Source organism: Pseudoprevotella muciniphila, assembly GCF_003265305.2.
Lineage (GTDB): Bacteria > Bacteroidota > Bacteroidia > Bacteroidales > Bacteroidaceae > Alloprevotella > Alloprevotella muciniphila.
In genome coordinates, this window is record NZ_CP033459.1 from 281,494 (window position 1) to 296,016 (window position 14,523).

Below are 14,523 nucleotides of genomic sequence, written 5' to 3' on the forward strand. Positions count from 1 at the left end.
AAAGTAAGTTGGTACGGGAAGAACTGCAATCAATAGGCATTACGGCTTTGAGCGAAATGCAGGAGACGGCTTGCCATGAGATAGGACAAGGCAAAAGCGTTGTCCTTCTTTCGCCTACAGGGACAGGTAAGACGCTGGCATACCTCTGTCCGATGCTCGATAGGCTCTCGACCGACGTGACGCATTTGCAGGCGGTAGTCATCCTTCCTTCAAGAGAACTGGCGTTGCAGACCTTTGATTTCTTTTTTAAGTTAAAATCGGGATTAAGGGCGACAACCCTCTGTGGTGGTCATTCTGCAACTGAAGAACAGCGAAAATTAAAAGACTTTTCGCCACAAGTCATCTTCGCTACACCAGGACGTTTTCTCGACCATCTGCAGAGAGGAAACATAGAAACGGCTAATGTCGGACTACTCGTCATTGATGAATACGACAAATGCCTTGAATTGGGATTTAAGGACGACTTGCAAAGCATTTCGCAAAGCCTGCAATCAGTTGAGCAATATGTCTTTACTTCCGCTACATCGACCAATATACCCAACACATTTTTCCCGCACCAGCCACAACCGCTCGTTACACTGGATTTTACTGCCACCAAGAAGACATCAAAGACAGTAAATGTCGTCTATACCACTGAATACGACAGATTAAACACACTGGCATTATTACTGAGCGAACTTCAAGACAGCAAGACGATTGTATTTGTTTCGCAACGTGAAGACGCTGACAGGGTGGGGCGCAACCTCAAATCAAAACACTTTTTTGCCGAGACTTATCATGGCGGAATGGAACAGCGCGACAGAGAAAGAGCACTCTACAAATTCAGGAGCAACTGCAGCAACATCCTTGTATCTACCGACCTTGCGGCACGCGGCATGGATATCCCTGATGTAACAGCCGTTATACATTTCCAGTTGCCGCACGATGAAAAAGCCTTCGTGCACAGAAACGGCAGGACGGAACGCTGGACCTCAACAGGAAAAGCCTTTGCCATCATAACGCCTGAGGAAACAATCCCGGCATATATAAGCAACACTGAAACTTACAACTTACACACAGACAGTATTTTAGTATATCCGCCAGAATTTGCTGCTCTTTATATAGGACGAGGCAAGAAGGACAAGTTGGGCAAGGGAGATATCGTGGGTTTTCTCTGCCAGGCAGGCAATTTGTCAAAAGATGACATTGGCGAAATAGAAGTTGGCACTAACCATATCTATGTTGCTATAAACAAACAAAAAACCGACAATTTGCTCAAGAGCATAGCCGGTCAGAAAATCAAAGGTAAGAAAACCCTGATAGAATTGATGCGGAAGTAGGGTGGTGTTAAGGTTGGGCAAGTACTTCGTCCAATGCAGCCCAATGCTCGTCTGTCATGCTTGATGCACTGAAAAGGCAAATACCGCTGGCACCCGCCTTGAAGGCGCCCCGAACAGCCGTTTTTAGTTCTTCAGGCGACAAACCCCAACCCTCAGGGTCGGCAATGTTGCTTTTGTTACGCCAATCCTCACAAACGAACAGACCGCTGTACAGCGGCGCTTTCCCCTTCAGTAATTTAACTTCCTTACGCGTAACATTCCCCACCCACTTGGCTGGTTCAAGGTAGAAGTCGTTATAATTCATCGGAAAGAAGGCGTCAACATCCCACTTGTCCCATTCCTGGCGCACCATGGGAATGGCATAATCTCTGGGATAAGGAAACACGTCAGCACTTATTTTTTTACCTTCGCGATGAACCGCCTCTGAAATCATATTCACAAGCGATGTAACAACATTGCAACGATACGCAAGCCACGCCTTGCATTTCGACGGGTCGCTGACGCTCTTGATGTCTATCCCTGTCTTTTGCTTGAAGTCTGACGTACAATAATCGCAGTAGCAATAGTCAGCAGGTGGATATTCCTCATTCATCACCAGCCCATATTTCTTCCACAGTCCTTTGGCAAGTATCACATCTACATAGCGGATATAATCCAACTGTATATAGTCAACGTCGGAAATCTTCGCCACTTCTGCATACTTATCAACCAAGAACTGTTGCACATCAGCATTGTTTGGGTCAAGACTTTTGTAATAAGGTACGTATGCAGGCTTTTCATCTGCACTTTCGCCAAGGCGGTTGACGGCATACCATTCATGCGGACAGTCGCTCTGCAGCATACAGGGTATCCAGGCATGGTACTCCAGACCCGACTGTTTTGCAACAGAAGCGGCAAGTTTTATGCGGTCTGTGTCAAACCCTGCATTGAAACACACACCCTTAACGCCATGTGTCTTAAACTTTGAAAATGCTTTATGAAGATATTCGGCATCACAGTCGTCGTTCCAGCCCATCCAGATATATACATCAGCATTTGCTGTCAATAGCGCAGGAAAAAGCAGCAAAAAAGCAGTCAGAAAGATTTTTTTCATGATTTAAAACTAAATATTTTGATAAAACTACGCAAAATTAAAAATTTTATCATAATTTTGCAACGCTTTTTGAAAAAGCACCACGGGGTGTAGCGCAGTCCGGTTAGCGCACCTGCTTTGGGAGCAGGGGGGCGAAGGTTCGAATCCTTTCACCCCGACTGAATAAAAATGACTGAATATCAATGGTTTGGTATTCAGTTTTATTTTTTTCTGATGTATTTTATCCAGGAATAAGGTCTTCGTGTCTTCAGATAGTTTTTATTGTATTCGTTTCTGTAAGCCTCTCTTTCAAAAGAGATGTTGCGATAGGCAGCATCTACCATTTTCCTTGTGGGCCACAGTCTGCCGCCTTTCCGGCATTCGGCTATGATGCGAATGAGATATTCGAGCGAATAGAGCAGATAGTTGAATATAAAGAGCAATTCCACTTCCTGTCGCCAATGGATGGTTTCGTGCCTGATGACGTTTTCGGTCAACTTTGTGCCATGACGGACAAAGATGAAGTAGAAGAATGCGAAAGCAATATACTTCTTTTTAGGAAACCATTTGGTTCTGAGGATAATCATCGTTGCAGAATGTCATTAAGTAAGCCAGTGCAACATGAATGCACTGGCTTATTAAATAGTATGTTCTTATCTTCCTCGTTGGTAACTGATTTCGAAGAAGCAAGGATAGACTGAACTGCTTTGGTTGGATTGTCCGATGGTGCTCGGCACAATTACCCTGACAAGCGCTAATTCGTCATCTTTATTCGTAAGGCGTCCGAGGTTGATGTAGTTGATTGGCGTGAGCCATCCAGAAGGTACGGATGATCCATAATAACTCAACATCACTCCACTTGTAAAGGTGCCGCTCAATGTGCCGTAATTATTGGTTACGTTGAGCACTTCCGGCATGGCTGCATAGAGCAATGAGCGGTTTGTACTCTGAATAGAGTCGCCACCGATGTTGTATTCTATGTAGCGGCAGATTACAGTTGCCGATTCGCCTTGCTTGAGCGGTTCGCCGGTGCCTTTACGCACAATCTGCATGTAGAGCCCAGTCGTCGGGAAATAGACATATTCATTTTCCGAAACATTTGTTGTACTGTCGTTGGCAATGAACGTGTCGAGAGAAATTACCTTTATTGGTTTCACGCTCAGGCTGATACTGTTGGCATCGTTCACCTCGCACCCATTCTTGATGAATGCAGAAACCAGTTTTCGCTCTCTTTCGCGCAGTTCTGCATAACTGTCGTCATCGTCTTTGCATGACGTAATGAATGCGAGCAAAGGCAGGGCGAAAAGAAGTGTTTTCAGGAGTTTGTTCATGTTCATTAGTCTATTCTTCCAACTGTTCTTCGAAGTCCAATTCTGCTTCTACCACAGCAACGAGGTCGTCTGAGCTGAATGTGCAGAAGTTTTCTTTTTGGGCTTTCTGTGCAACGTATTCAGCCACTTCGTCGATGTTTACGTCAACGTAGCCATCTTCGTCGTTGTCGAATATGCCTTTTTCCGCATAGTATTCGGCTATAACGTCTATGATGTAATAGAGTTGCTCGTCGGAGAATTTGTCCTTCAGTTCTGCAGGCAGGTGATCCTGTATGTAACTCACTACGTTGGCATCTTCTGCTGCGCCTTGGAGGATATCGTCGTCAGTATTCATAACAGTTTGATTATTTGGCACGTAAATATTCTTTTCCAGATTATTCCTGAGTGTTCAGATGTTCAGGATATGTTCAGAATCAAAGCAGATTCTGAATTTTCTCTTCGAAAACAGATTTTGCTGCAGCACCCACTTGTTTGTCAACAACCTCTCCGTTTTTGATGAAAAGTATTGTGGGAATGTTGCGAACGCCATATTGTGCTGCGAGTTCGGTGTTCTCGTCAACGTCGCAGGCACCGATATTCACTTTGCCTTCGTATTCATCAGCGAGTTCATCGATGATAGGACCGACCATTCTGCATGGTCCGCACCATGTGGCGCTAAAGTCTATTACTACAGGTAAGTTACCTGCCAGAATGCTTTCAAAATTTGCGTCTGTAAATGTCTGTTTCATTGTCTTGTTATTATTAGAAATTTGATTATAAGTTTGTTATTATCATTATCTGCAAATATCGTACCATAAACAGAAAGGTGGCTCTATCTTTCGTTTATAGTATATTTTATGCCGTTAATCATGTCGAGTTTGTCAACGAAGTGTCCCGTAACGTCCACTGACAAGTTGCCCGACCTGAGCAGAACGGGGTGTGTCGTCTCCATGCCGGAGACAGAGAAGTAGAGCGGCACATCGCCCTTATGTTCTTTCAATATGGACGACAGTTCTGTTATTGTGGATGCATCAGCATTGTTGAGGTTCAGGTGTATGGTGATGTCGTTTATTGCTGTAGATTTGATGTCGCTCATGTATTTTATGTCGTTGATTTGCAGGAACAAATCGTTACCAAAGCGTTTCTGCATCACCTTTGCTCTGACAAACAGATAACTGCCAATCGTCATATATCCGCCCCAGCGTGCCCAGTCCTCGCCCCAGAGTTTCAGTTCTCCGGATCCTTCGAAATCTTCCAGTTTTGCTATGCCATAAGGGCGGCCGTTCCTGTCATTGCCGCTTTTGACGGATGTTACAATGCCGCCAAGTGTTACGTCTTGTTTCTTCAAAGCCGCTAAGTTGTCAATCTGAGAAAAGCGTGTGTTGCAAACTTTCTCAACGATGACTTTGTATTCCTGAAGCGGATGGCTTGAAATAAAGATACCAATAAGGTCCTTTTCTTTGTTTAGTCTTTCAAGGTCGCTCCATGTGGCATATTCTTCTGGAAATGGAGGATGCGCCACTTCTATGGCATTTGTGCCAAAGAGCGATTGTTGCTGATTTTGCTTGTCCTGCTGGAAATGGTTGCCATATCTGATGAGCACATCAAGGAAATCGCCGCCTTTCGGGGCAGGTGTGACATATTGTTCACGTTTGTATTCGGAGAAACTGTCGAAAGCACCTGCAAGAACCAGACTTTCTATACTCTTACGGTTGACGGCACTGAAATTACACCTTTCCATAAATTCGTATGGAGAGTTGTATGGACCATTCTTCAGGCGTTCTTCTATGATGGCATCTGCTGCGCCGCTTCCCACGCCTTTAATGGCAGCGAGTCCGAAACGTATGTCGCCGTTTTCGTTGACACTGAATTTGCGCCGGCTCTCATTCACGTCTGGCGACAAAGTGCGAATACCCATTATTTTGCATTCGTCCATCAGTTTTGATATCTCAGAGATGTTGTCGAGGTTGCGACTCATGACGGCTGCCATGTAATGAGCAGGGTAGTGGGCTTTCAGATAAGCGGTCTGATAAGCCACCCACGAATAGCATGTGGCGTGGCTCTTGTTGAAGGCGTAGGAAGCAAAGGCGCGCCAGTCGTTCCAGATTTTTTCCAAAGTTTTCTCGTCATGACCGTTTGATTTTCCGCCGGAAATGAACTTTGGATACATTTCGTTCAACTTGTTAATCAACTTCTTACCCATTGCTTTACGCAGGGTGTCGCTCTCGCCACGCGTGAAGTTGGCAATCTTTCTCGACAGAAGCATCACCTGCTCCTGATACACCGTGATGCCGTACGTGTCTTTGAGGTAGTCCTCCATGCAGTCGAGGTCGTACACTATAGCCTCTTTCCCTTGTTTCCTCGCAATAAACTGCGGTATGTATGCCATAGGTCCGGGGCGATACAACGCATTCATGGCAATGAGGTCCTCGAATGTGGAAGGTTGAAGTTCGCGCAGATAGCGCTGCATACCTGTCGATTCAAACTGGAAAGTACCGATGGTGCTGCCGTCGCAGTAGAGTTGGTATGTGGCAGGGTCTTCAATATCGATGTTTTCAATGTCTATTTCCACACCGAGACTGTCCTTGATGTTGCTCAGGGTTTCTTTGATGATGCTCAGCGTCTTGAGCCCGAGAAAGTCCATCTTGATAAGTCCCGTGTCCTCGATGACTTTTCCTTCGTATTGCGTACAGTGGAGTTTCTCTCCTCCCTTGTCTGCGGCAACACTCACTGGCACCCAGTCGCTGATCTTGTCGCGGCAGATGATAAAGCCGCAGGCATGTACGCCTGTGTTGCGCACATTGCCTTCGAGCATCTTGGCATAGCGGATTGTGTCGCGGAGCAACGGGTTGTCGGACGCTTCTGCTCTTTGAAACTCAGGTACGTACTTCACGACATTCTCTAAATTCATCTTTGTTGGCTTACCGTCGGGACCGTTGGGCAGTCTGTCAGGAATTTGTTTGCACAGTTCGTTGCTGACAGAAAGTGGTAGTTTCTCCACGCGTGCCACGTCCTTGATGGCCATTTTCGTCTGCATCGTGCCAAACGTGATGATATGCGCCACGTTTTCTGCGCCATACTTGTCGGTTACCCATTGCAGGACACGGTCTCTGCCGTCGTCGTCGAAATCTACGTCAATATCAGGAAGCGATATACGGTCGGGATTCAGGAAGCGCTCAAACAGCAGGTCGTACTTGATGGGGTCAACCTGAGTGATGCCCAGACAATATGCCACGACACTGCCTGCCGCACTGCCACGTCCGGGACCTACACTCACGTCCAGTTCATTTCGGGCGGCTGCTATGTAGTCCTGAACAATAAGGAAGTAGCCCGGGAAGCCCATCGTCTTCATGATGTGCAACTCGAACTTCACCTGCTCTGCCACATTGTCAGGGATAGGCTCGCCATATCTCCGTTTAGCGCCCTCGTATGCCAACTTGCCGAGATAGTCGGCTTCGAGTTTGATGCGGTAGAGTTTGTCGTATCCGCCGAGTTTTGAAATCTTTTTGCGCCCTTCTTCCTCCGACATAATCACATTGCCATTCTCGTCGCACGTAAATTCTTTGAAGAGGTCTTCTTCTGTCAGTTTTGCGCGATAGCCTTCCTCTGTGCCGAAGTCTTCAGGAATCTCGAAGTTCGGCATAATGGGTGCGTGGTTGATGTCGTAAAACTCCACCTTGTTTATGACTTCTATGGTATTCGACAGTGCTTCGGGCACATCGCTGAAGATGGCATTCATCTCCGCACGTGTCTTGAACCATTCCTGTTTGCTGTAGAGCATGCGGTTGGGGTCGTTGAGGTCCTTGCCGGTACTCAGACAGATGAGAAGGTCGTGTGCATCGGCATTCTCTTCGTCAACAAAGTGAACGTCGTTGCTGCAGATGAGTTTGATGTTGTGTTTGCTTGCGAGGTCGATGAGTACAGGATTTACTTTGGACTGCAACTCGTATGCCTCGCGGTTGGCACGCTGTTGCGGGTCGGTTACCTTGTGTCTCTGAAGTTCGAGATAATAGTCGTCGCCAAATACCTTTTTGAACCACAGCACACTTTCCTCAGCCCCTTTTATGTCGTCGTTTAAGATTTTATTAGGCACCTCGCCTGCCACACATGCAGAGCATACAATGAGCCCCTCATGATATTTTTCCAACTCAGCATGGTCCGTGCGCGGACGCATGTAATAGCCGTCCACCCAGGCGTTGGACACGAGTTTTACAAGATTGTGGTAGCCTGTGCTGTTTTTTGCCAGCACAATCAGGTGGTTACCACCCATGTCCTCTTTGGTTTCTTTGGTTTTCATGTCACGCCGCGCCACGTACATCTCACATCCGAAGATGGGCATAAAGTTTGCCTGCCGTTCGTGCTTGGCGATTTGGTTTCTCACTTCTTCTATTGCTGCCTCGCCAGCGCCTTGTTGCTGTAGCGTTTCCAGTTTCTCCTTTGCTTCTTTCAGCAGTGCAGCACCCTTGTTGCGCGTTTTCATGCTGACATCAAAGAATTCCTTGATGCCCATCATGTTTCCGTGGTCGGTAACGGCAAAGCCCCGCATACCATCCTTTACAGCCTTGTCTATCAGTTTCTGTATAGACGCCTGGCCATCAAGTATGGAGTATTGTGTATGTACGTGAAGATGAACGAAATCTTGCATTGTTTTTCTGAATAATAATCGACTGCGAAGATAACAAATTCCACGCAATAATCAAGACGGTTGAAAGAAAAAACATTGTCTGAATTCCCACATGTTGCATTCAGCCAAAATAGTAGTCCATTCGGCTGTTGAACAGGGTTTCTGTCTCCTTTACGGATTGCTTAATCAGTTCCTTTTGCTTCTCTATTGCCTCTATCTTCTTCGCAAATTGCTGTTGGAGGTGGAGAGGGGGGAGAGGCAAATTATACTGTTCCATACCATGCTTTGTTAAATGAACCATTCCTATGCCATGAACATCGTTCATAAAGGTATTAGTCATAGTGTTTAGCAAATAACAATAAAACATTTTGTTAAGTTGCTCCTCATCAAACATAACTTTCCATATATGATAGTGATAAATGACTTTTTCTCCATTCCAAATAAAAGCACCAAATGAAGCAGACCACGCAAATAACAAATCTCCATTGTCGCAATACTTGTTATCTTCTAATTCCAAATCAGAATAATAGTAATTGCTATTGGTAAAGAAATTGCCAACTCTTAGAACCTTATACTTTCCTTCATCTAATAGTTCGTCTTGCTTATATGCTCTGCCATTTATAAGAGTAGATACTTCCTCTAATTTCTTAATTTCCCATCCCTTTTCATTCATTACAGGGTCACCAAACATATCATAGAATATGGCTTGTGCGAGTTGTTCATATTCTTTGAGTTGTTCCTTTTTCTTCTCGATGATGCCCGAAAGAAGGTCAAGTTCAGATACTATACGCTCCTGAACGGGAAGAGGAGGGATGGGGATTTGTATTTCTTTAAGGAGTTTATAATGGCGTGAATATCCTAAACTTGGTATTTTGCACCATTTCAAATAATATAAGAAAAACTTGGCATTTAATTTGTCTATCGGTTGTAGTATCTTAACTCCATCTGCCCCAAGAACAAAATCAAAATCTATATATTTCAATGTTCTAGTGTGGTCGCCAAATATCACCACAGGTTTATTGACCTTAAATACATCAGAACCATTATCCCAATAGCCAGAAATCATATCATCTTCTTGAGAAATGATAGGATAGAGGCCTTTTCCTTTGTAGTCAGAAGATTGAACTTTAGTCGTATACTTCACCTTCTCAATGCTTTCTTCAAGTTTCCTATATATCCAATTCTCTTTCATTTATTCCGAACAGTTATAGTCTTTCATGTTAACATTTGCTGTTTTTTGCTTATCGCAAAAATACGAAATAATTTGAAAACAATTATTGTTGTCCGCAAAACTTATTCTTGTCCGCTAAAACGGGCTGAAAGTCCGTAAAGCCCATAGCACAGGGCAACGCCCTGGGGGATAAGGTCAATGGCAATGGCGCACTGTAAGTGCAAAAGCAGAACGAGATCAGTATTGAAAAATAATATGGCTTTTGTCCTTTCAGGACGCAAATACTCATACGTCCACATACCCAAGGCGTTCCTTGGGCTATAAGCAGTAAGGCTTTCAGCCTAATCAGCGTGCAGAAAATGATATATCAAAGTCAAAGCGTAAGCCCCTCATAACTCTGCTCATCCTAAAAGCACCTACGCAAACAGACTTGCGGCAGAGTTCTCGAAAATATTACCGGACACCAATAGAAAACAATAAGCATTCACCCCCTAATTTATACAGTCCGTCGCAAGGCCAGTGTCCTTGCCGAGCGATGTAATGGCAATAATCCAAGTCTGAGCGGCAATGTCCGTTTAATCCGCGTCCTTCGCGTTCTGAAACAGTGCGACAGAGTGTTACAGTTTGCCAAAAAAGAAATAATTATTATTTTTGCGATACAAACCGCTTATGCTTGAACGATATCACATAACAGTGCACCGGGTCAGAGGCATATTCCTATGCCTCGCCATCCTTACGTCTTCATCTTTGTCATCGCAGAATAACGTACAAATTGATGAATATGACTTTGATGGCAACGTAAAGTCGATAGTCAAGGATATGGCAGAAGCAAAAACGAAAGGGCAGGACACGGAAGCCATGCGGGCGAAGTTGTTTAGAAACGAACTGGGGCAGGCGCTGATGGGCAGGGTAAGCAATGTCATGATTGTTGACAGCGCAGTCATAGAGTACAGCCGCTTGCCGGAACTCTACCAAGACTTTACGATAACCATACGAAGTAACAACAAATGCTTTTCTTCTGTCTTTGAAAATTCCGACCGTACGCGTCGTTTAATACCGACTGTCGATGAGAAAGGCTTTCTGAAGATGGCAGAGTCGGTAAGAATTGGTTCTGATGCCTGGAGCCGTCCGGTCATGTTGCCTGAGTTTGAGCATGAGTCGGAGCAGGTGAATTTCCCATACCTTTCTGCTGATGGCAGGACGATGTACTATAGTGTTCAGAACGAGCACACGCTCGGAGGTTATGACATCCTTGTTTCCTGTTTCGATGAAACGACGGGAAAGTTCAGCAATGGCGTCAATCTTGGTTTACCCTTTAATTCTCCCTGGAACGATTTTCTCTTCGTATGGGACGAAACGTTGCGCTATGGCAAGTTTGCTACCGACCGCAACACACCTAAAGGCTATGTACGCGTATATACCTTTGTGGAAGGCGACAGCATAAAGTTCCTTCAAGATGTTGATAATGAAAGCCGAAAGGTATTTGCCAGTACATGTCAACTCAAATCAGACTCTCTTTCAAACGACCACGCCAGTCAGCATTTGAATGATTTACGCCAGGCAATCAAGCAGAAAACCAGCGACAGGGCAACAGTGAATACTTCTGGCAGAATTGTAATTACGGATGACGTGGTCTGTTCCAATGATTCTGAACTAAAAAGCCCTAATGCCAGGAGAATTGCCGCAGATCTCAGGAAACAGGAAGCGATGTTGATCGATAAGGCGAGAATACTTGAAGAAAAGCGCAAAGCCTATCACAACGCACCGTCCGACCAGTTAAGGAAAGAGATACTGTCGATTGAAAGTGAAGTGGATAAACTTGAAACAACAATAGCGACGATGCTTATAAACATACGTCAGGCAGAAATAAAAATCTAAAAACAGCATATTATGAAAAAGTATTTTGAACCCTCAGAGTTGATAATCAACGACGACAATTCAGTATTTCATCTCCATCTGAAGCCGGAAGAACTCGCAGACAAGGTCATCCTCGTAGGCGATCCGGGACGTGTACCTACAGTTGCCGCTCATTTTGAGGAAAAGGAATGTGATGTAGAAAACCGCGAGTTCCATTCCATTACGGGAACATACAACGGCAAGAGGATAACCGTGCTGAGTACGGGTATCGGTTGCGACAACATAGACATAGTACTCAACGAACTCGACGCACTCGCCAATATCGACTTTCAGACACGTGAAGAGAAAGACCAACTGCGTATGCTCGACATCGTGAGAATCGGCACCTGCGGAGGGTTGCAGGAGACTGTTCCCGAAGGCACGTTCATCGCCTCCGTAAAGAGCATCGGTTTCGACGGTTTGCTCAACTTCTACGGCGGAAGAAACGATGTTTGCGACCTTGAACTGGAAGACGCTTTCATCAAGCACATGCAGTGGACTGGTAATCAGTGCATACAGCATCCTTACGTTATTGATGCCAATGCAGAACTGACAGAACGCGTGGCAGGTGATGATATGGTAAGAGGAATCACCGTGGCATGCGGCGGATTTTTCGGACCTCAGGGACGCGAGTTGCGCATTCCTTTGGCAGACCCGCACCAGAACGAAAAAATCATGTCGTTTGAGCACAAAGGGCTGAAAATCACGAATTTTGAGATGGAAAGTAGTGCCGTAGCAGGTCTGTCAAGGCTGTTGGGCCACCGCGCCATGACTTGCTGCATGGTCATAGCCAACAGAGTGGCACACCGCGCCAACACAGGCTATAAGAACACCATAGACCATCTCATACAAATCGTGCTCGACAGGATTTGAACAAACAGTTTGTCATCTGATACCAAAGTGTTCACGATGTTCATGGCGTTCACAGCGTTCATGGCGTTCACGGTGTTCATGCGTTCACGGTGTTCACACTCCTCAAGCGTGAACGCGTGAACACTTTCGCTTAAATTATCAAGTAACAAACTGAATATCAAGTGTTTATGTAAATAAACAGGTGTTCACGCTATTTGTCCGATATATATTACACATGAATTTTTATCAGACAACAATAGTTTTTTTAGGCAATTATATAGGGCTTGACCAAAATAACAATAATAAACTATATGAACAACAAAAATATTTCAAAAGAACAAATAATCAACAAAGCAATTCAAAATGCTATAAATGAATTTTTAAAATCATTAGAAAAAAGGAATAGTGGTTCAGCACGTATTGATGGTGAAATACCTGATGTGAGAGAATACATAAAAACCTTCGATAATATAAATTCTTATGATATATATAATACAATGATTGATGAAGGTTTAATAAAGACTTACCCAATAGATAAGACTATAAATTATATAGTAAGAAAATATGGATTGGATAACCGTCAAGTACGTGTTTCACCTATAAATAATGGGATTGTTGATGTTGATATTATAACCATAATTCTTAGAAACACAATTGATAGTAACACATTAGGAGATATTAAACATGATTTCCAAACTTGTGGGTACTTTAATAACCAAAAACCAACACAAATTCATAATACAAATTATTTGTTTTTTTGTTTTGAGCCAAAATTTAGTCAAGATGTTACTACAATGGTTAGACAGAATTATCGTTACTTGTATCACAGTTCACCTAAAATCTTTCAAGATAAGGTAATGAGATGTGGTTTAATACCCAAATCTAAAAACACTCTCTTCTTATATCCTGATAGAACATTTTTGATGGTTGGTGATAATCTAAATTCACAACAAATTAATGTTTTAAAAAATGTACAAACTGAAAGAAATTCTAATTGCAACACTTTAAACCAAAAAGAAACTAAAGAACACATACTCATAACAATAGATGTATCAAAAATACCACAAGATGTTAAATTTTATTGTGATCCATTATCACATCGTGCTATTTTCACAAATGACAACATCCCAAGACATTCCATAGTCAATGTTGAACCATTCACATTATAAAAAGTTTAAGATGTTGTTAATTTTTAGGTAAACTTTTTTAATTCAATCAATCCTTGACTAATGATAAAAAAAATGAAAGATAACAGATTCTTATATTATTCCTAAAAACAACAGGGGTCAAACCCTATATAATTTCCTTTTTTTATTTTCAAGAATAACAGACGTATTGTTGAGCGTATGCCAAAAATTATAGAATTTATTCTCAAAAAAAAACTTGATGTGTATGAACTGAAAGAGTTGGTTGTACAGAAAATAATAATTCTAAAAATAATAATTCTTAAATTCTCAAATTGATTAACATATAATCTATTATAAAGGTTAAATAATTGATAATTAATCTTTTAACTGATATTTTGTGTCAAGTGTTCACGCGTTCACGCTTGAGGAGTGTGAACACCGTGAACGCATGAACACCGTGAACGCTGTGAACACTGTGAACGCCGTGAACATCGTGAACGCTGTGAACACCATGAAAGTGAAATGATGTTTTCCGTTTTACAATCCTATTTCATTAAGCATTTCTTTGTAAAAAGCAGCCTTCTTTTCGAGTTTCATGGGGTATGCCCTGCTACTGCTCGGCAACCTGTAAAGTTTCATGGCCCTGCCTTCGGCACTGAATTCGGTGTAATCGCCCATCTTTGGCAGATGGTTTATGCCATAGTGCTGACAAATGGTGTCGGTTGCTTTCTGGCCGGTCGTAACAATAGCCCTACATAGCGGCAACTTGTTCAAAAGTGCATCAACATCCGTCGGGCGCACCACTTCAAGGTCTTTGTCAGCGGCATTACCTTGTAAGCGTATAACTGCTTCTGCCGTGTCGTATAATGCTACGCCGATTGTATTCAAAAAAAACACCAATTCCGTTTCTTTGAACAGTTTTTGTTCGGTATCAATGAAATGGCTGGCATCGTTGAAATAAATCAAGCCGAAAATCCGCCACATATCGTTGTTGAAATTGGGATAGTAGAATTTCATTTTCCATCGTTTTTCCTGCGGTGGAAAACTGCCAAGCATCAGCAACTTTGCATGCTTCGGCAAGAATGGTTCGAATGGATGTTCTTCAATGATATGTTCTTCCGTAATCGACATAAGAAATGCTGTATCTACAAA

At 43.4% G+C, this 14,523-nt stretch carries 13 protein-coding genes and 1 tRNA gene; 6 read left to right on the forward strand and 8 right to left on the reverse strand.

Features of this window, described 5'->3' with window-relative positions:
- Positions 1 to 8 precede the first annotated feature (8 nt).
- Complete coding sequence (locus C7Y71_RS01165) at positions 9 to 1,319, forward strand: DEAD/DEAH box helicase (RefSeq protein WP_111897877.1); 1,311 nt, start codon at positions 9 to 11, stop codon at positions 1,317 to 1,319.
- Between the two features lie 7 nt (positions 1,320 to 1,326).
- Here the strand turns inward: C7Y71_RS01165 and C7Y71_RS01170 are convergent, their stop codons facing one another.
- Positions 1,327 to 2,412 carry a glycoside hydrolase family 10 protein gene (locus C7Y71_RS01170; RefSeq protein WP_111897876.1) on the reverse strand — a complete coding sequence of 362 codons (1,086 nt, stop codon included), beginning with the start codon at positions 2,410 to 2,412 and terminating at the stop codon, positions 1,327 to 1,329.
- 83 nt (positions 2,413 to 2,495) lie between these two features.
- Between C7Y71_RS01170 and C7Y71_RS01175 the strand changes: the two genes are divergently transcribed.
- Positions 2,496 to 2,570 (forward strand) — tRNA-Pro (locus C7Y71_RS01175).
- Between the two features lie 42 nt (positions 2,571 to 2,612).
- Here the strand turns inward: C7Y71_RS01175 and C7Y71_RS01180 are convergent.
- The 6 genes from C7Y71_RS01180 to C7Y71_RS01205 all read right to left on the reverse strand — a co-directional run bounded on the left by C7Y71_RS01180 (position 2,613) and on the right by C7Y71_RS01205 (position 9,517).
- Positions 2,613 to 2,978, reverse strand: coding sequence for a hypothetical protein (locus tag C7Y71_RS01180; protein ID WP_111897875.1), 366 nt, complete (start codon positions 2,976 to 2,978; stop codon positions 2,613 to 2,615).
- A 66-nt stretch (positions 2,979 to 3,044) separates the two neighbouring features.
- Positions 3,045 to 3,722, reverse strand: coding sequence for a DUF4827 domain-containing protein (locus tag C7Y71_RS01185; protein WP_111897934.1), 678 nt, complete (start codon positions 3,720 to 3,722; stop codon positions 3,045 to 3,047).
- 10 nt (positions 3,723 to 3,732) lie between these two features.
- A complete protein-coding gene (locus tag C7Y71_RS01190; protein WP_111897874.1) occupies positions 3,733 to 4,056 on the reverse strand; it encodes a hypothetical protein in 324 nt (107 codons plus the stop codon).
- Positions 4,057 to 4,135: 79 nt separating this feature from the next.
- A complete protein-coding gene (gene trxA / locus C7Y71_RS01195; RefSeq protein ID WP_111897873.1) occupies positions 4,136 to 4,450 on the reverse strand; it encodes a thioredoxin in 315 nt (104 codons plus the stop codon).
- 83 nt (positions 4,451 to 4,533) lie between these two features.
- Positions 4,534 to 8,346, reverse strand: coding sequence for a DNA polymerase III subunit alpha (gene dnaE / locus C7Y71_RS01200; protein ID WP_111897872.1), 3,813 nt, complete (start codon positions 8,344 to 8,346; stop codon positions 4,534 to 4,536).
- 100 nt (positions 8,347 to 8,446) lie between these two features.
- Entirely contained in the window at positions 8,447 to 9,517 is a 1,071-nt protein-coding gene (locus C7Y71_RS01205; RefSeq protein WP_111897871.1) for a restriction endonuclease subunit S, read from the reverse strand.
- 672 nt (positions 9,518 to 10,189) lie between these two features.
- Here C7Y71_RS01205 and C7Y71_RS01210 point away from each other — a divergent pair.
- The 4 genes from C7Y71_RS01210 (at position 10,190) to C7Y71_RS12095 (ending at position 13,897) form a co-directional block, all read left to right on the forward strand.
- On the forward strand, positions 10,190 to 11,374 hold the full coding sequence (locus tag C7Y71_RS01210) for a hypothetical protein (protein WP_146739364.1): 1,185 nt from the start codon (positions 10,190 to 10,192) through the stop codon (positions 11,372 to 11,374).
- A gap of 12 nt (positions 11,375 to 11,386) precedes the next feature.
- Positions 11,387 to 12,265 (forward strand): nucleoside phosphorylase, encoded by an 879-nt coding sequence (locus C7Y71_RS01215; RefSeq protein ID WP_111897869.1) that lies wholly within the window; start codon positions 11,387 to 11,389, stop codon positions 12,263 to 12,265.
- Between the two features lie 290 nt (positions 12,266 to 12,555).
- Positions 12,556 to 13,413, forward strand: a complete 858-nt coding sequence (locus C7Y71_RS01220) for a hypothetical protein (RefSeq protein ID WP_146739363.1) — start codon at positions 12,556 to 12,558, stop codon at positions 13,411 to 13,413.
- A 355-nt stretch (positions 13,414 to 13,768) separates the two neighbouring features.
- Positions 13,769 to 13,897: a hypothetical protein gene (locus C7Y71_RS12095; RefSeq protein WP_262883955.1), complete on the forward strand. Its 129-nt coding sequence runs from the start codon at positions 13,769 to 13,771 to the stop codon at positions 13,895 to 13,897.
- A gap of 11 nt (positions 13,898 to 13,908) precedes the next feature.
- Here C7Y71_RS12095 and C7Y71_RS01225 read toward each other — a convergent pair whose 3' ends face one another.
- Complete coding sequence (locus C7Y71_RS01225) at positions 13,909 to 14,502, reverse strand: uracil-DNA glycosylase family protein (RefSeq protein ID WP_111897867.1); 594 nt, start codon at positions 14,500 to 14,502, stop codon at positions 13,909 to 13,911.
- Positions 14,503 to 14,523: the final 21 nt, after the last annotated feature.